The organism is Paraburkholderia sp. C35, from assembly GCF_003121405.1.
Lineage (GTDB): Bacteria > Pseudomonadota > Gammaproteobacteria > Burkholderiales > Burkholderiaceae > Paraburkholderia.
The window spans coordinates 1-22,667 of record NZ_QBUY01000070.1; the positions used below are offsets into that span (position 1 = coordinate 1).

Here is a 22,667-nt window from a genome sequence, read left to right on the forward strand (position 1 = left end):
GCTTTCTTTAGCCTACTTTTCTTTGCCGCGGCAAAGAAAAGTAGGTGCTGCCCCGCACAGGGGCAACGCTAGCAGACCACTAACAACCCGCGGACGCCAGCGAAAGCAAATCAAAAACCAAAAGCGTCGCACGACAAAAAACTTCACCTCTCTCTCGCCACTTTCTGCCGCCGCTCCAAAACCCGCGCATACCAGGTCAGCGGAAAGCACATAGCAAAATAGAGAAGCGCGACCATGCCATAGATTGGAAACGGCCGGAAGGCAGCATTCGTAATCATGTTCCCCGTCTTGGTCAGCTCGGTAAAGCCGATAATCGACGTAAGCGCCGTGCTCTTGACCACCTGCACCAGAAACCCGACCGTCGGCGCAACAGCGATCTTGAGCGCCTGAGGCCAGACGATATACCGCAACTGCTGCGAGAACGTCATCCCGAGACTGGCGCCTGCCGCCCACTGCCCACGCGGCACAGCCTCGACGCACCCGCGCCAGATATCGGCCAGATAAGCACTGGTATAAAGCGTCAACGTCACGGTAGCCGCTACCCATGGCGACACATCGACGCCCATCAGCGGCAATCCAAAGAACGCCAGAAACAGTTGCATCAGCAACGGCGTGCCCTGGAACAACTCGACATACAGCACGACGATGCGCCGAAGCCAAGGCATAGGCGAAACACGCATCGCGAGCAGTACCAACCCAACCACACCGCCGCCAACGAACGCGATCAACGACAGCAAAATAGTCCACCGCGCTGCGAGCAACAGATTGCGCGCAATATCCCAAAGCGTGAATTCGATCATGATCAGCGCTCCGTCGTCGGTGCAGTGCGCGCGCCGCGCGTGGCGAAGAGCGTGCGCAACAGGCCGCGTGGCGCCTCGGAAGAACGCGCCGTACGTCCGGCAAAGAGCCCCTTGCCAAGCCGGTTCAACACCTGCCGCAATACGATCGACAGCACCAGATACGTCGCCGTGATGATCACGTACGCTTCGAACGAACGGAAATTGCGCGACTGGATATAGTTCGCCGCATACGTGAGGTCAGGCACCGAGATCTGCGATACGACGGCCGACCCGAGCATCACGATCAACACCTGGCTCAGCAGCGCAGGAAACACGTTGGCCCCCGCCTGCGGCAACACCACATGTCGAAACACCTGGCGTTGATGTAGTCCCAGCGCCTGTGCCGCCTGAATCTGCCCGCGCGGAATCGAGTCGATGCCGGCACGCACGATCTCGATCGCGTAAGCGCCCAGGTTCACGGTCATCGCGAATATTGCGGCCTGGATTTCGTCGATGTGAATGCCAAGGCTGGGCAAGCCGAAGAACACGAAAAATAGCTGCACCAGAAACGGCGTATTGCGGATCAACTCGACATACGAAGCAATCAGCCAGCGCAGCCACTTCGGACCCGACACGGCTGCTGCCGCGCCCGCAATGCCGACTACGCCGCCCAACACCGTCGATACGGCCGTCAGCCCCAGCGTCACGCCGACGCCACGCACGAGCATCCCCGCATACATGTCGAAACTGCTGAAATCGAACGTGTAACTCATCGCATGCGGCTCATCGTGACATCGGCTGATAAAAAAGGCTTAGAGGTTGTCCGGCAGCGGCGCGCGCAGCCACTTCTGCGAAATCGCGTTCATCGTGCCGTCCTTGCGGGCGCGCGCGATGGTGTCGTCGACTTTCTTCAGCAGGCGCGGCTCGTTCTTGTTCAGGCCGACGTGATCGGGCGAGCTGAACAGCGAGAACTTCTGCTCCGGATCATTGGCAGGATGGCGCGCGAGAATCGTCGCGCCCACGTCGTTGCCAACGACCATCAACTGTACCTGACCAGAAAGAAATGCAGAAATAGCGCCGTTAGGATCGTCGAACCGTTTGATGTTGGCCGTGGGCGGTGCGATCTTGGTCACGCTCAGGTCTTCAAGCGTGCCGCGCGCCACCGAAATGCTCTTGCCCGCGAGGTCGTTCGCGTCCTTCACCTTCAGCGACTTCGGACCGAACACGGCGAGGTAGTAGGGCGCGTAGGGCTGCGAGAAGTCGATCACCTTCTCACGCGCGGGCGTCTGGCCGACCGACAGCAGCATGTCCGCCTTGTGGTCCGCGAGGTAGGCCATGCGGTTGTCGCCCGTCACGGCCACCAGTTCCACCTTCACGCCAAGCGATTTGCCGATCAGGTCCGCGACATCGATGTCATAGCCTTGCGGCTTCATGTCCGGCCCGATCGAGCCGAACGGCGGATAGTCCATGAACACCCCGACGCGCACGACGCCCGCCTTGGTAATGGTGTCGAGCGCGTCGGCATGAGCGAGCGGCGCGAACGCGGACAGCGCGACGCCGGCGAACGCAAGCGATGCGAACGCGTGGCAGAAGCGGCGGCGGAGGAGAGCGGCGGTGGTCATGGTGCTTCCTTTGTCGATGTTAGAACTACGGTAAAGGCACTCTAGGTATGCAAAAAAGCTGGAACAACCGAAATCTGCGCATGGATGCCATGCATTGCGCTCATGCCGCCAGGGTTCTCCCGTGCCCGGTCATGCATGAGTCTGGTGCATGGCGACGCGGCCCGCGGAATTTTGGTTCGTTTATGCTTTGGGCTTGTCATGTGCCCGAGCATGCAGCAATGCAGCACGCGCGATGAATTTTCCTGATGCGACGACTACTCATGCGCCGACTCCCACCCCTGAATGCCTTGCAGATCTTCGAGACCGTCGCGCGCCATCGCAGCTTCACGCGCGCGGCCGAGCATCTGTGCCTGACCCAGGGCGCCGTGAGCCGGCAGATCCTCGCGCTCGAAGACTATTACCAGTTCCCGCTGTTCAAACGTCACGCGAAAGGCCTGACGCTGACGGCGGAAGGCGAGTTGCTGCTGCCCGCCGTCAAGGAGAGCTTTGCGCGTATCGAAGAGATTTCGCTGCGGCTCACGCGTCAGCGCACCGATCTCGCGCTGAAGGTGCCGACCTGCGTGATGCGCTGGATGCTGCCGAAGATCATGCAGTTCCAGGCCGAGTACCCCGATCTGCATGTGCAGATCACGACCACCTGGCAGCATGACGTCGACTTCCAGGTCGAGCCGTTCGATGCCGCGATCGTCTACGGCACGTCAGCGGGCGCCGACGTGCAGGCCGTGCCGCTGTTCGAGGAGCGCCTCACCCCTGTGTGCGCGCCGCAACTGCTGCAGGACAAGCCGCTCGGCTCAGCCGCTGATCTCTCGCGCCATACCTTGCTGCATCCCACACGCGATCATCGCGACTGGAAGATGTGGCTCGATCATGTGGACGCGCGCGACGTCGATGCAGACCTCGGCCCAAGCTTCGATACGCTCGACCTCGCCACCAACGCGGCACTGCAGGGCTTCGGCGTGGCTATCAGCGATCTCGCGCTGATCGAAGAGGATGTGGCCGCGCAACGGCTCGTGCGTCCGTTCGACACCGTGCTCACGACGGGTGCGCGGTATTACTTCGTCTATCCGGACAGCGTCGCGCATCAGCAGAAGCTCAGTCTGTTCCGCGACTGGATCGACCGGCACTGGGCGGGCGCAGTCAGCGCCGCCGCGTAAGGCAGCGCAAAGCAGGCTAGAGCAGGCTCAGGGCGCGAAGGAAAGGAACAGATACGCGGCGAATAGCGACAGGTGCACGGCGCCTTGCAGGATCGTCGTGCGGCCGGTGCCGAGCGTCATGGCGCTGATCAGCAGCGTCAGCGTGCGCAGCACCGTGTCCTTGCCGTCGAGGCCGAGCACGAGCGGCTTGCCCGTCCAGATGAACACCAGCGCGCCGGTCGGAATCGTCAGGCCGATACTCGCCAGTGCCGAGCCGAGCGCCAGGTTCAGGCTGTTCTGCAGGCGGTTGGCGCGCGCCGCGCGCACGGCCGCGAGTCCTTCGGGCAGCAGCACCAGCGCCGCGATCACGATACCGACCACGGCGGCGGGCGCGCCCGCTTCGCGCCCCGCGCGCTCGACTACCGGCGACAGTACCTTCGCAAGCAGCACCACGGCGACGAGGCTCACGACCAGCAATACGCCGCTTGCCATCGCAACCCGCGCGCTGGGCGGCGACGCGTGCCCGTCTGCATCGGCGGCATGAGCGGCGTCGACGAGAAAATAGTCGCGGTGACGCACGGTCTGCACGAACACGCACACGCCATACAGCACCAGCGACGACACCCCGGCGAACGCCAGCTGCGAATCGCTGAGCGCGGGTCCGAGGCTGACACTCGTGTAGTTCGGCATCACCAGCGTCAGCACGGACAGCGACGCCAGCACCGCCAGCGCCGCGCTCGCGCCGCGAATCTGGAAGTCCTGCTCGCGGTGATGCAGGCCACCCACCAGCAGACAGATCCCGACGATCCCGTTGCACACGATCATCACCGCTGCGAACACGGTATCGCGCGCGAGTCCCGCCTTTTCCGGTCCCGCCGACAGCATCACCGAGACGATCAGCGCCACTTCGATCACCGTCACGGCCACGGCCAGCACCAGCGTGCCGAACGGCTCGCCGACGCGATGCGCGACCACTTCCGCGTGATGCACGCCCGCGAACACCGAGCCCGCCAGCGCGACGGCGGCGAGCGCGGTCAGCAGGCCATTGCCAGGCAGCGCATAGGCGACGCCGAGCACGATCCACGCGACGACAGGGGCGGCGATAGTCCAGCGGGGCAATACAGGCGAGATCGAGGCCATACAGGTTCAGTCCGTTTGTTGTTGTTCGTGTGGCGGGAGACAACGCGGCGCCGCAGCATCGGCTGGCGGGCGGGGCGTGCAGCTTGACATTAAACCAGCCAGGACCGGCCGATGGTGTGACGGCGCAGCAAAAATGAACGCTGCAAACAAAAACACCGCTCTTCGTGACAAAGAGCGGTGTGTATTCCAACCGGACGCCCGCAAGCGGACGCCTGGCGGCAATGCGGGATTACTGGCCGACCGGGCGGATCGTCAGCGCGTTCTTCACCGACGTCACGCCTGCCACGCCTTGCGCAACCTGCGTTGCACGATCGACTTGCGGCTGTTCCGGCACCGAGCCTTGCAGCGTCACAGCGCCGCTACGTGCACGAACCGTGATGTTGGCGACGCTGAGGTCCTTGGCTTTCGCCAGCGCGCCGCGCACCTTGCGGCCCAGCGCACGGTCAGCCGCCTTGGATGCCTTCGCGGTCTGCTTGGCGCTCGGTTGAGCCGTCATGTCGGCATCGCTTGCCTGAGCATAGGCGTTGACCGACGCGAGCACTACGAGTGCAGCACCTACCATCTTGATTGCCTGAATCGCCTTCATTCACTTTCTCCTGTTGTCATGATTTGCGACAGTGTCGCGCCTGGAACGCACCCGGCTTACGGGCTCTTCACGCGTGATACCACTGCACTACCACTTCTTTACTTCTGGATGAAAACGGCTGCGGGTTGTCCATGCACCTCGCGGCTGGCCGGCAGGGCGGGCCTGCCCGAGGCGGCAAGGGGGCTGGCCGGACAGTAACGATACATCAATTGGTTCCATGGTGAGGATAAGGGTTGCCTGTGTGCGGCTTCGCTACAACGGATCGATGCCGTCCGGGTCATGCGAGGCCCGTTCTGCGCCCAACTGCGCCGCGCGTCATCATGCTGCAAACTGCGTGGCTCGCACGGCTTCTGGCATCCATCTGTGCTTCCATTCCGGCCCGGCATCACATGGCGAACACGACACTTTCTCCCGTTCCTCTACACCGCAACGATCTACCCGTCGATACGGTTGACCTCGCGCGCTTCCTGCTGGGTAAATACCTGGTCCACGATCTGCGCGAAGGGCGCGTTGCGGGGCGGATTGTCGAAACGGAGGCGTATCCCGTCGGCGATTCGACCAATCACGCGTATCCGGGGCGGCGTGCGTACAACGGCTCGATGTTCCTCGAACACGGCCATGCGTACGTGCGGCTCACGTACGGCATCTACAACGTCATCAACGTGGTCAGCGAGCGGGAATGCACGGGTGCTGCCGTGCTGATCCGCGCGCTGGAGCCGGTGGCGGGCATCGACCTGATGCAGGCGCGCCGGCCTGACACGAAAGCGCGCGATCTGACACGGGGGCCGGGGCGCCTCGCGCTTGCGCTCGGCATCGATCTGGGCTTCGACGGGGTCGATCTCTGTACTGGCCGCGGTCTGTGGCTCGGCGCGGCGGGCAAGGCGCGCACGCCGTTTGCCGTCACGACGCGCATCGGGATCGCGCGGGAGATGCATCGGCTGCTGCGCTTTTATGTGCCGGGAAGCCCGTTCGTCAGTGGGCCGCGCAAGTTGCTGTCGGCGGGCGACGCGCCGCCTTCGCGTTAAGGAGGCGGTTTGGCGCCGCTTCGCGGGCGCGGCGTCGGCGGCATTTTCCGCACGGCGCGGTCAGCCAATGCGCACCAGCATTATTACGTCTGACCGACGATCCGAATGACAGATGCCTTGCAACGCCGCCTGACTTTTTCAAACGACGCAATTAAGTATCTCCGGAATAGGGGTTTTCCCTTGGTGTGTCGGTGGCTACACTGATCTCACTGGCTTCACACACTGTTGTGCGAAGCGGCTGACAAAACAACTTTCGGAGGTAGTTACCATGAAATCGCTGATCAAGGCTGTCGCCATTGCTGCTGTTCTCGCTATTCCCGCTGTCTCGTTCGCCCAGTCGAACCAGCCCGTGACCCGCGCGCAAGTCCGCGCCGAACTGGTCCAGCTGGAAAAGGCCGGCTACAACCCCGCGACGGCTGTCGATTCGACCTATCCGGCCGACATCCAGGCTGCTGAAAAGCGCGTGCAGGCTCAAAACGGTGCCGTCGCACAAGCACCTGTTGCCGATACGGGCTACGGTTCGTCGACCACCGGTTCGTCGCAATCGGGCGCGGCCAAGACGCTGAACCCGGCGCAAGACGTCTACTTCGGTCATTAAACCGGCTTGAAAACCGGGCCGCAGCGTTCACGGCCCGGTATGCGCGCGTCGGCACAGGCTGAAAGCGCGCAACAGAGAATTCGGGCGACGGCGCGGGACAAGCCAGATTGGGCGGCCGCGCCATCGCCAATGAAAGCATGAACCTCCGCCGCCCGAAAGGTGGCTTAGCCCAACCTCGCGGATTGGGCTTTTTTTGTTGGTTTAACAGGTGGAAGAGGCTGGCGCGAAGCGAATCGCGCTGCTGACGCAGCCGCTGCGGCGCACGAAACGTCGCTATCAGGGCATCACGGCGCGCTAGCTGTTGTGAATATATTGCTCGAGTTGCTGGATCGTGAACTGCTGCTCGGCAATGATGGCCTTCACGAGGTCACCGATCGACACCATGCCGATCAGTTGATCGTTTTCCAGCACGGGCAGGTGACGCATGCGGCGTTCGGTCATCAGCGCCATGCAGTCCTCGGTGGTCTGGTCGGGGCGCACGAAACGCACGGCGCTGCTCATGATGTCGCGTACGGGCGTGGTCTTCGACGAGCGGTCCATCAGCACGACCTTGCGTGCATAGTCGCGTTCGGTGACGATCCCCGCGATCGCCCCGTTTTCCTTGACGATCAGCGCGCCGATCTGTTTATCCGCCATCAGCTTGATGGCGTCGTAGACGGAATCGGATGCATCGATCGTAAAGACCTCCTGGTTCGGCTTCGATTTTAGGAGTTGTGCAACGCTAGTCATGGAGCGGCTCCGTTTGCAGTGCAGCACGCCCGGCCACGGCGCGCTGGGATAAAGGAGAGGCACGTCAAGCGTAGATCAGGCGCCAATCAAGTATAGGCGTCGCGGGCGTGCACGGCACCGCTCGCTTCGCCTGGTACCGTGCGAAGCGCCACGCATGCCATGCTGAACGCCATCTGCTTTGCGGATATGAGCATGCTGCATATCGTGTTGCCTGCGACGCCGGCTGGCCACTCGCTCGATGCCGGCTGATACGCCGCATGGCCGTCTGCGCATCAGGGCGAAGCGGCTGCCAGGTACAATTCGCCGTTTAGCGGTAAACTCCGCATCTGTACTTTATCCCCGGTAGTCCACGGGTTCATGTCCGCAATTCCGCCAACGCCATGCCCATGTCTCACGATCCGTCGCTTGCTGACGGCGCAGCCACCGGCGAATGCGTCACGCTCGACGCTTCCGCCACGCTTCCCACCCGCTACGGCACCTTTGAATCCTACGTATTTCGCGTGAACGACTCGGGTGCTGAACATTTCGCTCTCGTGATGGGCGATGTCGCGAACAAACAGTCGGTGCTGACGCGCCTGCATTCGGAGTGTCTGACGGGCGACGTGCTCGGTTCCTATCGCTGCGACTGCGGCGAGCAGCTCGATCTCGCGTTGCGCTATATCGCAGCGGAAGGCTGCGGTGTGCTGCTGTATCTGCGCGGCCACGAAGGGCGCGGCATCGGCCTGTCGAACAAGATCCGCGCGTATGCGCTGCAGGAGCAGGGCCGCGACACCGTCGAAGCCAATCTCGATCTCGGTCTGCCCGACGATTCGCGTGAATACGATTCGGCAGCAGCCATTCTGCGTCTGCTGAAGGTGACGTCGGTGCGCCTGATGAGCAACAACCCGAAGAAGTTCGATTCGCTGTCGAAGCACGGTATTCCCGTGTGCGAACGCGTCGCACTCGCCATTCCGATGCGCGAGGAAAACGAGCGTTATATCCGCACCAAGCAGGTTAAGTTTGGGCATTACTTTGAAGAGAACGAGTGACCTTTCCCGGTTCGTTTTCTTGAGTGGTATGCAAAGGCCTCGCCGCTCGCGGGGCCTTTTGCTTTTGCAGCGTCAGAAGATCGAAAAATCGTCGTTGCTGTCGGGAATCGCGCTGAGCAGCCGCTCCAGCCGATACCAGCCGAGCCGTGTGGCGAGCGCCGTAGCGAAACGGTATAACGACTCGCTAGCGCGTGCGTCTCCGGGCTGCGTCTGAAGATGCAGGAGCGTGCGTGTGAGAGGGCAGCATGGCATGCGCGGCTCCCCTGTCACGCCTCGATGGCGGATACCAGCGCAGCAAACACCGCCTGCAACTCCGTCGCGCCAAAGCGCCGTTCGCTGCCTGCTTCGGCGTCGATGCGACCCGCGTTCTGCGCGTCATAGAGATCGGCGATGAGTGTCGCGTGATTCACGTTGAGGCCGGCGTGCGCGAGCGTCGTCATCCAGTTGTCACGCGGCAGCGCGAGCGCAGCAATCGGGCGTCCGGTGACCTCGCCGAGCACCCGCGCGACATCATTCGCATCGTAGCGGCGCGGACCTTCGATGCTCACTGTCCGCACCGCGCGCTCTGCACATCCTTCCATCAGCAACTGCGCAGCCGCGACGCCCGTATCGTGTGCGGACACCATCGGAAACAGCCTGTCGACGGGATGATGCAGGCTCGGCAGCCGTCCCGACGCAAGCGCGACAGGCAGCACGCGCGCCCAGTTCTGCATATGCTCTGCCGAGCGCAGCAACGTCAAACGCGGCGCCGCGTCTTTGAACACCGCTTCGAGGTAATGGAACAGCATCGTGATGCCCGTGCCTTCGTCGAGTTCAGCGCCATAGTCGGACAACGCGAGCACATGCAAGTGCGAATGCGCGCGCAGCGCACGCGCGGCCGTGTCGATCATGCGCTGCATCGAACGTTGCGGGTCCGGGTCGCGATGCGGCAATGGACACAACATCTGCACGGCATCGGCGCCCTCGAGCGCGCGATGAATCGACGCTTCATCGCCGAGATCGCCTTGTACGACTTCACAGCCGATGCGCGCCAGCATGTCGCGCTGCGACGCATCGCGCACGACTGCGCGTACGGCGTGGCCTGCTTGCCTGAGCACGGTCGCCGTCGAACGTCCTACCTTGCCGGTTGCGCCAAAGATCACATACATCGTCTTTCTCCGATTGTTTCACCGGCATCAAGCGTACGTGGCGACGCTCCGGAAAACGCGCAGAAAAGGATGATGGGCAGCAGAGGCGGATAACTTCTTGCGCGTCGAGACCGAACTCGGAAAAACGGCCAGCACGTCCGCGTAAAACGCAGCACAATGCGGCAATCAGTCGACGGAAAGGTGTCAGCGATGAATGCGTTTCACCCTGCGTTAATCCCGCCAGCCCACCTGGCGCCGCATTCCGGCGCGCGGCAAAGCCTGCTGTCGAGCGCATCGCTCGGCTGGTCGGGCTTCGGGGCGGAACTGCTCGGCATTGCGGCGGGCACGCATCGCATTCCTGCGATCAAGGATCATCGCGTGGGCGTGCATGTCGGCGCGCCCGTGCGGGCGGTTTGCCGATGCAACGGGCAACGTGCGGCACGCATTCAGGCGCACGGTGACGCCGACGTGGTGCCCGCCGGCCTCGACGGCGAATGGTCGGACGATGCCAGCTGCACGGTGCTGCGCATCTGGTTCGCGGAAGACTTCGTGCGCACGACTTTCGATCAGCTCGGCCAGCGTGCGGCCAATGCGCAGATTCGCCCGCAATTCCAGCTACGCGACGCGCGCTTCCAGCATCTGGCATGGGCGATGCGCGCCGAACTCGAAGCCGACGAAGCGTCCGATGCGCTCTATGCCGAGAGCCTGTGCACCGCCATGATCGTGCGGCTCGCGGGCGCTGATGTCGCGACCAGCAACAGGCGGCGCACGCTGTCGCCACGCGCGGCTGCGCGCGTGATCGACTACATCGAGGCGCATCTCGACGCACGTCTGACGTTGACGGAGCTTGCCGCACTCGTCGAACTCAGCGTGCCGCATTTCAAGGTGCTGTTCCGCGAGACGATGGGTATGCCCGTGCATCGGCATGTGGTGCAGCGGCGCGTGGAGCGCGCAAGAGCGCTGCTCATGCAAGGGCAACTGAGCGCGAGCCAGGTCGCGCTCGAAGTGGGCTTCGCGCATCAGAGCCATATGGCGCACTGGATGAAGCGACTGCTCGGCGTCACGCCGCGCGAGATCAGCCGCAACGAGACATTGCGGCTAATCATGGCGCGTTAGCTTCAGCGTTTGATGCGTGTCGAAGCGGGATCGTAAGGGGCTTTGAGATGCAGCGTCGCGGGCAGCAGATCGCCGGCGACATCGATCTGATAATGGCCGCTCGTGAGCCATGCTTCGTCGAGTGCAGCGCCGTCATCGCGCTTCACGTAGCCCATCGCGACAGGGCATCCAAGCGTATGCCCGAATGCCGCCGACGACACAAAGCCGACTGCCTTGCCATCGCGGAGTATCGCTTCGCCGCCCCACAACATCCGGTCGCTCGCGCCGTCGGCGGTGAAGACGGCGAGGCGCCGCTGCAGCGGTACATCGCGTAGCTTGATGAGCGCATCTCGGCCAGTGAACGGCTCGTCCTTGCCGGTCTTGCATGCGAACGCAAGACCCGCTTCGAATGGATTGGTATCCGGCGACAGTTCGCGTCCCCACGCGCGATAACCTTTCTCGATCCGCAACGACTCGAGCGCGTAATAGCCCGCGTTTTTGAGGCCAAAACGCTTGCCCGCCGCATGCAGCGTCTCGTACACGCCGACCGCGAATTCGACGGGCACGTACAGTTCCCAACCTAGTTCGCCGACATAGGTGATGCGCGTCGCGCGCACGGTTGCATAGCCGATATCCACTTCGCAGCTCTGCCCGAATGCGAACGCTTCGTTGCGCCAGTCGGCCTTCGACACGCTCGCCAGCAGATCGCGTGCGAGCGGTCCCATCACGGCGAGCACGGCATACTGGCCCGTCACGTCGACCAGCATGCAATGGCTGTCGTGAGGAATGCGCTTGTCGATCATGTCGAAGTCGCGCGTGGTTTGTGCCGAACCCGTGACGAGCAGATATTGATCGTCAGTCAGACGTGTGAGCGTGAAGTCCGATTCGTAGCCGCCGCGCTCGTTGAGCATGCCCGTATAGACGGCGGTGCCCGGTGGCACGGCCACATCGTTCGCGACGATATGTTGCAGCACGCGTTCGGCGTCGCGTCCCTTGACGAGAAACTTCGAGAACGACGTCATATCGAACAGCGCGACGCCTTCGCGGCATGCGCGATGTTCTTCTGCGCTCCACGGCAACCAGTTCTGTTGTCCGAACGCATAGTCGATGCATGCCTGCTCCGGCGACGGCGCGAAGAAATTCGCCCGCTCCCAGCCCATCTTGCTGCCGAAGCACGCGCCTTCATCGCGCAGCAGCGTGTAGAGCGGCGAGCGGCGGAAGGGCCGCGCGCTATCGAGTTCGCGGTTCGGCCAGGGCATTGCGTAGTGCAGGCCGAGCGTTTCCTTCACGCGATCATGCAGCCACGTGTCGTTGCCGTTGAAGCGCGCGAAGCGGCGAATATCGACGGGCCATAGATCCATGGTCGGCTCGCCGGCGACGATCCATTCGGCGAGCGCCATGCCCGCGCCGCCCGCCGACGCGATGCCCATCGAATTGAAACCCGCGCCGACATAGAAGTTACGCAGTTCGGGCGCTTCGCCAAGGATGAAGTTGTTGTCGGGTGTGAACGATTCGGGGCCGTTATAGAACTGGCGCACCTGCGCAGTTTCGAGCGCGGGCACGCGTTCGAGGGCGTTCTCCATCAGGATCTGGAATTGATCCCAGTCGTCGGGCAGCAACTGGAATTCGAAGTTCTCGGGAATGCCGTTCATGCCCCACGGTTTCGCGTCGGGATCGAAGCCGCCCATCACGAGGCCGCCCACTTCTTCCTTGAAGTAGATGTAGCCGTCCGGGTCGCGCATCACGGGCAGGTCGGGATGCACGCCGGCAATCTTCTCGGTGACGATGTAGTAGTGCTCGGCCGAATGCAGCGGCACCGTCACGCCGCACAGGCGTCCGACGCTTTTCGCCCATTGCCCCGCGCAATTGACGACGATCTCCGCCGCGATCGTGCCTTCCTGGCCTTCCTTGTTGCGCCATGCCACGCCGCTCGCTTCGCGGCCTTTGGCAGCGGGCCGCGTAGTGATGGCTGTGACACACGTGTTCTCGACGATGCGCGCGCCGCGCTGGCGTGCGCCGCGTGCCAGCGCCTGGGTGAGATCGGTTGGATTGGCCTTGCCGTCGCCGGGGAGCCAGACGGCGCCGTGCAGGTCGTCGGTGCGCATGGGTGGCCACAGTTCACCTGCTTCCTTCGCGCCGATCACGTCGCACGTCACGCCGTACGCGCGTGCCACTGCGGCTGTGCGCTTCAACTGTGTCATCCGTTCCGCCGTGCGCGCAACCGACAGCGAGCCACATTGCTTCCAGCCCGTCGCCATCCCCGTGTCGGCCTCGAGTTCGGCATAGAGCGCGGTCGAGTAGCGGATCAGCTTCGTCATGCTTTCCTGCGCGCGCAACTGGCCGACCAGTCCGGCTGCATGCCAGGTCGTGCCGCACGAAAGCTGGCCCTGTTCGAGCAGCACCACATCGGTCCAGCCAAGCTTCGTCAGGTGATACGCAACCGAGCACCCGATGATGCCGCCGCCGATGATAACGACGCGCGCCTGCGGCGGAAGGTGAGTGGACATGGAGCGAAACTCGCGGAAAAGTGTGGGATTGGTTGGAAATATGTGGAAATGCCTCGATGCGTACTTTGCCGCAAAACTCCCCGAAATGCAACGCTGTCGGACAACTATCCGTTTCTTGCGAAGTGTTGCTCCATGTGGATTTGGTTGGATCCTGATTGGAAGTGCGCGGACAGGTTTGCTAGACTGGCGCCAATTTCCACACCCCGTCCACGATGTTCGCCACCCACCGACAGAACGAGATCCTGCGGCTCGTCCGCGCGCAGCAGACGTGCACGATCACCGATCTGGCCACGACCTTCGAGGTGTCAGACGAAACGATCCGCCGCGATCTCAAGCCGCTCGTCGCTGAAGGGCTGCTGGTCAAGGTGCATGGCGGCATCATGTTGCCCGCGCAACGGGACGAGGCGCCGTTCCGGCGGCGCATGGTCGAGCAGCGCGAAGCCAAGCGCGCCATTGCCGCACGCATCGCGCAGCTGGTCTGTGACGGCGAGTCGCTGATGCTCGATGGTGGCACGACCTGCGTGCACATCGCGCAGGCGCTTGAGTCGCACGCGCGGCTCACGGTGGTGACCAATTCGGCCGAGGTCGCGCGACTGCTTGCGCCGCGCAACGGTAATCGTGTGCTGATGGCGGGCGGCGAGTTGCGTGCGGACGATGCATCCGCTGTCGGTGACAGTGCGCTGGCGTTTTTCCGGCAGTTTCATGTGCGCTTCGCCATCGTCTCGGTGACGGCGATCGATGCAAAGGGCCGCTTCATGGATGCCCAGCCCGCCGACGCCTCGCTCGCACAAACCGCATTCGCGCAGGCCGAGCGCCGCATCGTGGCCGCGGATCACACCAAGCTGGGCCATAGCGCGCTGGTGCATGTGTGCGATGCCGACGGTATCGACGCACTGGTTACGGATGCCATGCCGGTGGCGGGCTTGTCGAAGGTGCTGGCGGCCGCGGGCGTGGAGGTGATCTGCGCGCAACCTGCAGTCGACGATACAAGTCGCGAAGTCGTCTAGTTGCGGGAAGGCCGGGCGTTCCCTGCGCGCGTCCCCCTCGGGCGTCTCTACAGGCGCCCCTACAGGCGTCCCCTACGGGCGTCCCTAAAGTGCAGTGCGGAAAAAGCCGCTAACCCAATTGAAACGAATGTCCTAATGTCGCAATGACGACGCATTGCGCATATGGCACCGATAAGACGGTTATCGGTATCATCGGCGTAATTTAAGGAAATGACTGGCGTGCCACATAAAAATGGCAAGTTTAATTGACTGATTCAATTCGTTCTAATAATCTTCACCCCGATTTAAATCGAATACGTCAGCGGCGACGTTCGAATTGTTAAATCTATCGCGACACTGGCACGAACTTTTATTCTAATGTGTGGAATCGCACACACTAAACGGGTGTTGGTGGCGCAGTGTTGGCACATAGCGGCAGTGTAATTCCGTCGTCAGGTCCCAGCTGAAAACCAGTTATTCCCAGCCGCAAAAAAAGTGTTCCGCGCAGGCAGAACGCGCGCAGCGTCACGTTTTCCGGGCGTATCGGTCAAAACAACCGTTTGACTCGTGCGGGCAGTAAAAAGCAAGAAAAGAATTCCGCTTGTACCAATGCGGTCAAAAGAAGTGGTTTGTGCGCCTGTTTAATTCCGCGTGTTCCATTGCGGGAATCAGGTAGACGGGCATTAAAGCAATATCGGGCTATCGAGGGGTTGTCTGGCAATCTGAAGCAATTTGCCGGCATTCGATACAGGGAATGAAGCGCACGCGAATGTGGATTTGAAATTTCCTATTCGTGAGTCGTCATCCTTGATCGAGGATTTCCCGGTCGGACGGAAACAACGAATTAGCGTTGCGGGGTTTTATGAGAATTGCAGTTCTGGAGGAGACTCAGGCGCAAGCCGACTTCGTGTGCAGAACCTTGTCGGCGGCGGGGCACACGTGTCATCCGTTCGAAGACGGCGCCGCACTCGTCAGGCAATTGCGCAGCCAGCCATTCGATCTGCTCGTGCTGGACCGTCATACACCGGGTTTGTCGGGTGACGACGTGCTGCGCTGGGTTCGTCATCATCTTACGGAGCGTTTGCCCGTGCTGTTCATGACCCGCGTGAGCGACGCAGTCCATCAGGACATCGACGCCGACGAATATCTCGTCAAGCCGGTGAGTGCTGCGGCACTGCTCGCGCGCGTGGGTGTACTGCTGCGCGGCGCGCTTCAGCGCGAGTCGGCGATGGAAAAGGAAGTGTTCGGCGAATACGAGTTCGAGCCTGGCGCGAAACGGGTTCATGTGCGCGGCAGCGCCGTGACGTTGACGCACAAGGAATTCGAACTGGCGCTGCTGCTGTTCAAGCATCTGAGCCGGCCGCTGTCGCGCTCGCATATCCTCGATGCAATCTGGAAGCAGGCAGCCGGTATTCCGTCGCGCACGATGGACACGCACGTGTCGATGCTGCGCTCGAAACTCGGCCTGCGGCCCGAAAACGGCTATCGCCTGATGCCGATTTACGGCTACGGCTACCGGCTCGAACGCATCGAAAAGGGCGACGCCTGAGCCACGCGGCGCTGCGCGTTCAGAGCGCCTTTGACGGCGTCTGGGCGGCCAGTTCCGTGTCGCTCTCCTGCGGCACGTCGGGCCAGGTATTTTCGAACACGCACGTGCTCAGCGGCCTACGCGTCGCCCAGCCTTCCGCTTCGAGCATCGGTCCGGAATAGAAGCGCTCGACATGCCCAAGGCAGAGCAGTGCGACGGGCCGCGCGCCGGCCGGCATGCCCAGCATCGCACGCACCTCGTCGGCGTCGAACAGCGACACCCATCCCATTCCCAGCCCTTCCGCGCGCGCCGCGAGCCACATGTTCTGGATCGCGCAGGCCACTGATGCGAGATCCATCTCGGGCAGCGTGCGGCGCCCGAACACGTGTTTCTCGCGGCCATCCATCAGCGCCATCACCAGCAGCTCGCCGCATTCGAGCATGCCTTCCACCTTGAGCTTCATGAACTCCTCGCGGCGCTTGCCGAGTGCATCTGCCGTCAGCAGACGCTCGCGCTCGACAACGTCATGCAACTGCATGCGCAGCGCGGGATCGGTGATGCGGCCGATGCGCCAGGGCTGCATATAGCCGACGCTCGGCGCATGATGCGCGGCGTCGATCAGACGTGCGAGCACGGCGGGATCGACGGGCGTGGGGACGAAATGGCGCATGTCGCGCCGTTCGTAGATCGCGCGGTAGACGGCGGCGCGCTCGGCGTCGTTAAAAGGCTCGGCCATGGAAGAGTGCAGCCGCGAAGGCTGGATTGGACGGCCAGTAGCCGTGCATGTAAGTGGCGACGATCGATCCCTGGCAATAGACGGCTTCGCCGGGTGCGTCGGACTGGGCGCGCGTGGCTTGCGCGACGGCAGCGAGTGGCGTGCTCACGCGCGAGTAGTGAAACGTGTGGCCCGTGAGTATGCCGTGCGCGCTGTGTTCGATCTGCTGCATGCCGAGTGCCGTGAAGCGCTGTTGCATGGTCGCGTTGCCGGGCAGCAGGCCCAGCATCGGCGTGGTGAGACCTTGCGTATCGGTGACACTGTCGAGCAGATACAGCATGCCGCCGCATTCGGCGACGATGGTCTTGTGCGCACCAGCATGGGCGCGAATCGATGCCGCCGCGCGCGTGCTGGCCGCGAGCGTCTGTGCATGCAGCTCCGGATAACCGCCGGGCAGATACAGCGCGTCGGCATCGTCGGGAACGGTTTCGTCGGCGAGCGGCGAGAAATGCGTGACGCGCGCGCCGAGCGCTTCGAGCAACTGCAGATTAGCCGGATAGATGAACGAGAAGGCGGCGTCGCGCGCGATGGCAATGTGCATGCCGTTCAGGAGAGGCAGCAACGGCTCGGCGCTCGCGGCGTCTTCGAACATCACGGCAGGCGTCAACTGCGCCAACGCTGTCGATGCGAGCGCATCGGCCGCGCGATCGAGACGCGCGTCGAGATCGTCGATCTCTGCGGCCTGCAACAGGCCGAGATGACGATCGGGCAACTCGATTGCATCGTTACCCGACAGATGGCCGAGCATTGTCAGATCATGCGGCAAGGCTTCTTCGAGCATCTGCGCGTGACGCGCCGAACCGACGCGATTGGCGAACACGCCATGAAACGGCACGTCTGCACGAAAGCGCGCGAGACCGAACGCGATGGCACCGAATGTCTGCGCCATCGCCTTGGCTGAAATCACGGCAGCGACGGGCACATTGAATGTCGCGGCGAGATCCGCGCTGCTCGGCGTGCCGTCGAACAGACCCATCACGCCTTCGATCAGGATCAGATCCGCTTCGCGCGCGGCCTGCGCGAGCAACGTGCGGCACGCGCGCTCGCCGACCATCCACAGATCCAGCGACAACACGGGCGCGCCGCTCGCGCGCGCCAGAATCATCGGGTCCAGAAAATCCGGTCCCGTCTTGAACACGCGCACCTCGCGCCCCATGCGTCGATGATGCCGCGCGAGCGCGGCCGTCACCGTCGTCTTGCCCTGACCCGACGCCGGCGCGCTGATGAAGAGAGCGGGGCACGCGGGCATCGCTCAGAACTCCACGCCGCGCTGGGCTTTTACGTGCTGCTCGCGATACGGATGCTTGACGAGGCGCATCTCGGTGACGAGATCGGCGGCATCGACCAGCGCGTCAGGTGCGTGGCGGCCCGTGATGACGACGTGCAGCATCTCGGGCCGCGCGTTCACGACTTCCAGCACTTCCTCGAGCGGCAGATATTCGTACTTCAGCACGGTATTCAGTTCGTCGAGAATCACCATCTGGTACTCGCCGCTTTCGATCATGCGGCGTGCCTCGTTCCAGCCCTTGCGTGCCGTCGCCATGTCGGCTTCGCGGTCCTGCGTGTTCCACGTGTAGCCATCACCCATCGTGACGAAATCGCAATTCGCCACCGCGCCGAGAAAGTCGCGCTCGGAAGTATGCAACGCGCCCTTGATGAATTGCACCACGCCCAGCTTCATCCCATGGCCCAGCACGCGCACGGCCATGCCGAATGCCGCCGTCGTTTTGCCCTTGCCCGTGCCCGTGTTGACGATCAGCAGTCCCTTCTCGACGTTGGCCTGCGCCTGCTTTTTCTCGTGGCCTTCGCGGCGGCGCTGCGTCATGCGTGCATGCGATTCGGGATCGGTTTTCATCGATGTTCCTTGATTCTCGGTGTGTCGTTTGAATGAGGGTGTGCGGCAGCGCACGCGATGGCGACGGTCACGCCGTCGCGCACGTGCTTCGGCACGAGCAATGCGCCGCCTCGCGCCGCGAGCAGGGCGCACGGCTCGCAGACGCCGTCGATGCCGAGATGGGCGCGCGCATGCGGCGATGCATCGAGCGGGACATCCAGTGCGGCGATAGCGTCGCGCGTGAAGGTTTGCAGCGGCAGCGAATGCGCGGCGCAGAACGCGACGAGGCCGGGTTCATCGGCTTTTGTATCGATCGATGCGATCAGCGTGAGCGCGTGGAAAGACAGCGCCGTGCCGAGCGCGTCGCGCACAGCGGCCTCGATCTGCTGGGCCGACGCGCCGCGCCGGCATCCGATGCCTGCGACCAGCGGCGTCATGGCGCGGGCTGGTCGAGCATCGTATCGACGGGCGCAGCCAGCGAGGCGACGCCGCCGATCACCACGATGGACGGCGAGCCGAGCCCTGCGTCCGCCACGCTTCGCGCGAGGTCCTGCAAGCCTGCGAGCACATGCCGCTGCTCGGGACGCGTCGCCGACTGGATCGCCGCGCATGGCGTGTCGGCTGACATGCCGGCGCGCAGCAGCGCATCGACGATGTCGCTCAGGCGCCGCATGCCCATGTAGATCACGAGCGTCATGCGTGTGGCGGCGAGTGCGCGCCAGTCCGCTTCATGCTCGCCCGCGCCGTGGCCCGTGACGAAGACCACGCCCTGCGCGTGATCGCGATGCGTGACGGGAATGCCGACGGCAGCGGGTGCGGCGATGCCCGCCGTGATTCCGCTGATGATTTCGACGTGGATGCCCGCTTCCTGCAAGGCCTGCTGTTCTTCGCCGCCGCGGCCGAACACGAACGGATCGCCGCCCTTGAGGCGCGCGACGCTGCGGCCTGCGCGCAGGTGTTCGAGCATCATCGCGACGATGTCGGGTTGCGGCGTCGATGCCTGCCCGCCGCGTTTGCCGACGTGCACGATCTGCGCGTCGCCGCGCGCGAACTGCAGCACTTCGGGATTGACGAGATCGTCGACCAGCACGACATCGGCCAGTGCGAGCGTGCGCGCGGCCTTGAGCGTCAGCAGCTCGACGTCGCCGGGGCCTGCGCCGATCAGCCAGGCGCGGCTCATGACGGGGGAAGCGCCGCTGCACGGGCGGTCGCTTGTGTGTGATTGGTCATGCAATGTTGCGTGTGACGCGCGGCGGCTGCGGATAGATGAGCTTGCGTCGCGCGTGGGCGCTGGTGTCCGTTTCCCGCGGTTCCAGCGAATGGCGATGATGGTCTCGCCCCCTTGCATCGGGCCGGTATCCGGGCTGGCGGCTCATCGCGTTCGCCTTCCCGCCTGCGGATTGCAGGCAGTGGCCCTGAACGCACTGCGCGGAGGTGTTGCGTTCCGCTCGCCGCGTGACCGTTGCGGGGACAGCACAGGCTGAGTGCTTTCGTTTCGCTTGTGCTGATGCGGCGGCGCTGCGAAGCGGTGGCACTTCCCTGTTTCCCGTTTAACCGCGCAGACGTTCGACGTCCGTGCGGCACCCGATGCGCCGATACGATAGCACACGCGTCCCGCCGCCGCGCCACGGGGTTTTCCGGGGTGCCCGCCGGACGTGAGATGCCGGCGCGTTTCGATAAATTCAAAAACTGTTTTTGAACGGCAAGAGTGGCAGAAGTGAAAGGGGCTTCGCTATAGTGACTGGAACTGTTATACCAGTCATTTTTCCAGTATGAAATATTGGATAACTAACTAATCGGAGCGCGGAAAAAATCCGGATGAAACGGAACGGAATGCCGCTTCGACTACACCTGTCTGCACACAGGCAGACTCACTTTTAGGGAGAAAATCAATATGAAAACGACACTGATCGCGTCGGCTTTGCTCGCGGCTGTGCTGGTGGCCGGCTCCGCGGAGGCAGCGGATTCGCTCGCCAGCACGGCAGATGCACTCGTGCAGTCCGCGACGCCCGTGCGTCTGAAGGCGCGTATCGTCGCGCTCGACGCGGGCGCACGCATGCTGACGCTGCAGGGCGAAGCGGGCGTCGAGGTCACGATGCAGGTCAGCAGCAAGGTGACGGGGTTCGACAAGCTGCGCGTCGGTGACCAGGTCGACGTGCTGTACAAGAACGCGCTGCTCGTTCAGGCCGACAAGGTTGATCCGGTGGGCAAGGGTATTCGTGAGCGGGTCGATTCGCAGGTCACCTTGCGCGGGGACGGGAATCGCGAGACGGCGCATCAGGTCGAAACGCTGTCGACCGTGCAGAAAATCGATCAGAACAAACGCCTGCTGACGCTGCGCGGCGCTTACCAGACGCAGGTCATCCAGGTCACGCCGGATTTCGATCTGAAGAATCTGCACGTCGGTGACTCGATCCATGCGGTGTTCGTCTCGGCAACTGCCGTCGAAATCACGTCGCAACCTGCGACCCACTGAATCACCACACCGCGAGGCTGTCGCTGCACGGCAGCCGGCGGTTTCCCTCCTTTTGCGAACCCGCGCGAGCAGACAACGGCCTGAGACGCCTCTCATGCCGCCGTCTTGCCTTGACGCTGCCTGCCCGCGGGCCTAAACTCGCACGCACTCAGGTGCTCGCGCGCGCTTTCTGCGCGCGCAGTTAAACGGGAAATAGCGGGCCGCGCGCATGAATGCCGCGCCCAAACTATGCTGCTCCCCGCAACGGTAGGTGAACGCATCGCATAGACGATGCAGAGCCGGCCTCGCTGCATGTGCGTCCAATAGCGGCCCATGCAGACAATCCACTGCGCGAAAACGCTCGTGCGGGAAGGAGAGGCGGCGCTTTCACCAGCCCGGATACCGGCCCGAGAAAACGACGCACTGCTGCGGGGATGCGGCCGTGCGTTCACGATTCCTTATGCGTTGCATCGTGCTTTCCTGCCTGGATGATCCAGGCACGCGAGGCGCGTGCGGCGCCGTTTTCGTCCCCGTGCATCATTTATGGCATCGCGTGCCGCGTTCGGCATGTGAATGTCCAGATCACCCGACCGCACTTTGGGCAACGGAGCCACCATGCAGACACAGATGCGCAAGATTCCTGTCACGATCGTCACGGGCTTTCTCGGCAGCGGCAAAACGACGTTGATGCGTCACATCCTCGAACACGCGGGCGGCTTGCGCATTGCGGTGATCGTCACCGAGTTCGGCGAACTGGGTATCGACGGCGAGATTCTCAAGGGTTGCGGCATCGGTTGCGATGAAAACGGCAACGAAACGGAAGGGCAGTTGTATGAGCTCGCGAATGGCTGTCTGTGCTGCACGGTGCAGGAAGAGTTCTTCCCTGTGATGGAGCAATTGGTCGAGCGGCGCGAGCAGATTGACCACGTGCTGATCGAAACGTCGGGTCTCGCGCTGCCGAAGCCGCTGGTACGGGCCTTCAACTGGCCGTCGATCAAGAACAGCTTTACCGTCGATGCCGTCGTGACGGTGGGCGACGGTCCCGCCGTCGCGAGCGGGCAGTTTGCCGAAGATCCTGTCGCTGTCGATCAACTGCGCAAGGCCGATCCGAATCTCGATCACGAATCGCCGCTGCACGAACTGTTCGAAGACCAGCTTTCGGCTGCCGATCTCGTGATCCTGAACAAGACCGATCTGCTCGACGAAGCGCAGCAGGCTGGCGTCGAAACCGTGATCCGCGAGGAAATTCCGCCGCAAGTGAAGGTGGTGCGCGCGCATCGAGGGCAGCTCGATCTGCATGCGCTGCTGGGGCTGGAATCGGCGTCGGAAGAAACGATTCACCTGCGTCACGATCATCACGGCTCCGCCGATGATCCCGAACACGCCGATCATCACCACGATGAATTCGATTCGGTCGTCGTCACGGCGCGTGCGACGTCGCGTGAAGCAATGATCGCGGCGTTGCAGCGCGTGGTGGAAGGTCACACCATTTACCGCGTGAAGGGTTTTGCGGCGTTGCCCGGCGCGGCAATGCGGCTCGTGATCCAGGGCGTGGGCCGGCGCTTCGACAGTTATTTCGACCGGCGCTGGCAGGCGGGCGAAATCGATGCAGCGTCGCTGAGCCGCTTCGTGCTGATCGGCGAAGACCTCGATCAGCCCGTTTTGCAGCGGGCGCTCGACGAAGCCTTGAACGCACTGCCGCAACAGGCCTGAAGGTCTC

General features: G+C 63.0%; 23 protein-coding genes and 2 riboswitches. Of the genes, 9 read left to right on the top strand and 14 right to left on the bottom strand.

Annotation, left to right across the window (positions count from 1 at the left end; all coding sequences use genetic code 11):
- Nucleotides 1-143: 143 nt before the first annotated feature.
- The 3 genes from DK391_RS30100 to DK391_RS30110 are packed head-to-tail and all read right to left on the bottom strand — an operon-like array spanning nt 144 to nt 2,401.
- Nucleotides 144-800: an amino acid ABC transporter permease gene (locus DK391_RS30100; RefSeq protein ID WP_109481649.1), complete on the bottom strand. Its 657-nt coding sequence runs from the start codon at nt 798-800 to the stop codon at nt 144-146.
- 2 nt (nt 801-802) lie between these two features.
- Nucleotides 803-1,552, bottom strand: a complete 750-nt coding sequence (locus tag DK391_RS30105; protein WP_109481650.1) for an amino acid ABC transporter permease — start codon at nt 1,550-1,552, stop codon at nt 803-805.
- 39 nt (nt 1,553-1,591) lie between these two features.
- Nucleotides 1,592-2,401, bottom strand: coding sequence for a transporter substrate-binding domain-containing protein (locus tag DK391_RS30110; protein WP_109481651.1), 810 nt, complete (start codon nt 2,399-2,401; stop codon nt 1,592-1,594).
- Between the two features lie 260 nt (nt 2,402-2,661).
- Between DK391_RS30110 and DK391_RS30115 the strand changes: the two genes are divergently transcribed.
- Nucleotides 2,662-3,555, top strand: a complete 894-nt coding sequence (locus DK391_RS30115; RefSeq protein ID WP_109481652.1) for a LysR substrate-binding domain-containing protein — start codon at nt 2,662-2,664, stop codon at nt 3,553-3,555.
- 27 nt (nt 3,556-3,582) lie between these two features.
- On the opposite strand, the gene DK391_RS30120 is transcribed toward DK391_RS30115, so the two are convergent.
- Nucleotides 3,583-4,674: an ionic transporter y4hA gene (locus DK391_RS30120; RefSeq protein ID WP_109481653.1), complete on the bottom strand. Its 1,092-nt coding sequence runs from the start codon at nt 4,672-4,674 to the stop codon at nt 3,583-3,585.
- 229 nt (nt 4,675-4,903) lie between these two features.
- A complete protein-coding gene (locus DK391_RS30125) occupies nt 4,904-5,260 on the bottom strand; it encodes a BON domain-containing protein (protein ID WP_109481654.1) in 357 nt (118 codons plus the stop codon).
- Nucleotides 5,261-5,649: 389 nt separating this feature from the next.
- Here DK391_RS30125 and DK391_RS30130 point away from each other — a divergent pair, with 389 nt between their 5' ends.
- Complete coding sequence (locus DK391_RS30130) at nt 5,650-6,285, top strand: DNA-3-methyladenine glycosylase (RefSeq protein WP_109481655.1); 636 nt, start codon at nt 5,650-5,652, stop codon at nt 6,283-6,285.
- A 268-nt stretch (nt 6,286-6,553) separates the two neighbouring features.
- Complete coding sequence (locus DK391_RS30135; protein WP_109481656.1) at nt 6,554-6,883, top strand: DUF4148 domain-containing protein; 330 nt, start codon at nt 6,554-6,556, stop codon at nt 6,881-6,883.
- Nucleotides 6,884-7,177: 294 nt separating this feature from the next.
- Here DK391_RS30135 and DK391_RS30140 read toward each other — a convergent pair whose 3' ends face one another.
- A complete protein-coding gene (locus DK391_RS30140; RefSeq protein WP_109481657.1) occupies nt 7,178-7,612 on the bottom strand; it encodes a CBS domain-containing protein in 435 nt (144 codons plus the stop codon).
- A gap of 386 nt (nt 7,613-7,998) precedes the next feature.
- Here DK391_RS30140 and ribA point away from each other — a divergent pair, with 386 nt between their 5' ends.
- Nucleotides 7,999-8,640, top strand: a complete 642-nt coding sequence (gene ribA, locus DK391_RS30145) for a GTP cyclohydrolase II (RefSeq protein ID WP_109481658.1) — start codon at nt 7,999-8,001, stop codon at nt 8,638-8,640.
- 72 nt (nt 8,641-8,712) lie between these two features.
- Here the strand turns inward: ribA and DK391_RS30150 are convergent, their stop codons facing one another.
- The gene (locus DK391_RS30150; protein ID WP_109481659.1) at nt 8,713-8,892 is read right to left on the bottom strand and encodes a hypothetical protein; all 180 of its coding nucleotides are present in this window, start codon (nt 8,890-8,892) and stop codon (nt 8,713-8,715) included.
- A gap of 14 nt (nt 8,893-8,906) precedes the next feature.
- Nucleotides 8,907-9,788, bottom strand: coding sequence for an NAD(P)H-binding protein (locus DK391_RS30155; protein WP_109481660.1), 882 nt, complete (start codon nt 9,786-9,788; stop codon nt 8,907-8,909).
- A 189-nt stretch (nt 9,789-9,977) separates the two neighbouring features.
- Between DK391_RS30155 and DK391_RS30160 the strand changes: the two genes are divergently transcribed.
- A complete protein-coding gene (locus DK391_RS30160; protein WP_109481661.1) occupies nt 9,978-10,883 on the top strand; it encodes an AraC family transcriptional regulator in 906 nt (301 codons plus the stop codon).
- A gap of 2 nt (nt 10,884-10,885) precedes the next feature.
- On the opposite strand, the gene DK391_RS30165 is transcribed toward DK391_RS30160, so the two are convergent.
- On the bottom strand, nt 10,886-13,369 hold the full coding sequence (locus tag DK391_RS30165; RefSeq protein WP_109481662.1) for an FAD-dependent oxidoreductase: 2,484 nt from the start codon (nt 13,367-13,369) through the stop codon (nt 10,886-10,888).
- Between the two features lie 212 nt (nt 13,370-13,581).
- Between DK391_RS30165 and DK391_RS30170 the strand changes: the two genes are divergently transcribed.
- Nucleotides 13,582-14,376, top strand: coding sequence for a DeoR/GlpR family DNA-binding transcription regulator (locus DK391_RS30170; protein WP_109481663.1), 795 nt, complete (start codon nt 13,582-13,584; stop codon nt 14,374-14,376).
- A gap of 841 nt (nt 14,377-15,217) precedes the next feature.
- Nucleotides 15,218-15,904, top strand: a complete 687-nt coding sequence (locus tag DK391_RS30175; RefSeq protein ID WP_109481664.1) for a response regulator transcription factor — start codon at nt 15,218-15,220, stop codon at nt 15,902-15,904.
- Between the two features lie 19 nt (nt 15,905-15,923).
- Here the strand turns inward: DK391_RS30175 and bluB are convergent, their stop codons facing one another.
- From bluB to cobA, 5 genes are read right to left on the bottom strand one after another with little or no spacing between them, the layout of a single operon-like run.
- Nucleotides 15,924-16,619, bottom strand: a complete 696-nt coding sequence (bluB, locus tag DK391_RS30180; protein ID WP_109481665.1) for a 5,6-dimethylbenzimidazole synthase — start codon at nt 16,617-16,619, stop codon at nt 15,924-15,926.
- Complete coding sequence (locus DK391_RS30185; protein WP_109481666.1) at nt 16,603-17,907, bottom strand: cobyrinate a,c-diamide synthase; 1,305 nt, start codon at nt 17,905-17,907, stop codon at nt 16,603-16,605. The genes bluB and DK391_RS30185 overlap by 17 nt, the downstream gene beginning before the upstream one ends.
- A 3-nt stretch (nt 17,908-17,910) precedes the next feature.
- Nucleotides 17,911-18,513 (bottom strand): cob(I)yrinic acid a,c-diamide adenosyltransferase, encoded by a 603-nt coding sequence (gene cobO / locus DK391_RS30190; protein WP_109481667.1) that lies wholly within the window; start codon nt 18,511-18,513, stop codon nt 17,911-17,913.
- On the bottom strand, nt 18,510-18,929 hold the full coding sequence (locus DK391_RS30195) for a cobalamin biosynthesis protein (protein WP_109481668.1): 420 nt from the start codon (nt 18,927-18,929) through the stop codon (nt 18,510-18,512). Before DK391_RS30195 ends, cobO begins: the two co-directional genes overlap by 4 nt.
- On the bottom strand, nt 18,926-19,672 hold the full coding sequence (cobA, locus tag DK391_RS30200) for a uroporphyrinogen-III C-methyltransferase (RefSeq protein ID WP_109481669.1): 747 nt from the start codon (nt 19,670-19,672) through the stop codon (nt 18,926-18,928). Before cobA ends, DK391_RS30195 begins: the two co-directional genes overlap by 4 nt.
- Before the next feature lie 152 nt (nt 19,673-19,824).
- Nucleotides 19,825-20,095: riboswitch (cobalamin riboswitch) on the bottom strand.
- A 291-nt stretch (nt 20,096-20,386) separates the two neighbouring features.
- Here cobA and DK391_RS30205 point away from each other — a divergent pair.
- Both DK391_RS30205 and cobW read left to right on the top strand, forming a co-directional pair.
- Nucleotides 20,387-20,968 (top strand): hypothetical protein, encoded by a 582-nt coding sequence (locus tag DK391_RS30205; RefSeq protein ID WP_109481670.1) that lies wholly within the window; start codon nt 20,387-20,389, stop codon nt 20,966-20,968.
- Between the two features lie 133 nt (nt 20,969-21,101).
- A riboswitch (cobalamin riboswitch) is annotated at nt 21,102-21,373 on the top strand.
- A 189-nt stretch (nt 21,374-21,562) separates the two neighbouring features.
- Nucleotides 21,563-22,660 (top strand): cobalamin biosynthesis protein CobW, encoded by a 1,098-nt coding sequence (cobW, locus tag DK391_RS30210; RefSeq protein ID WP_109481671.1) that lies wholly within the window; start codon nt 21,563-21,565, stop codon nt 22,658-22,660.
- Nucleotides 22,661-22,667: the final 7 nt, after the last annotated feature.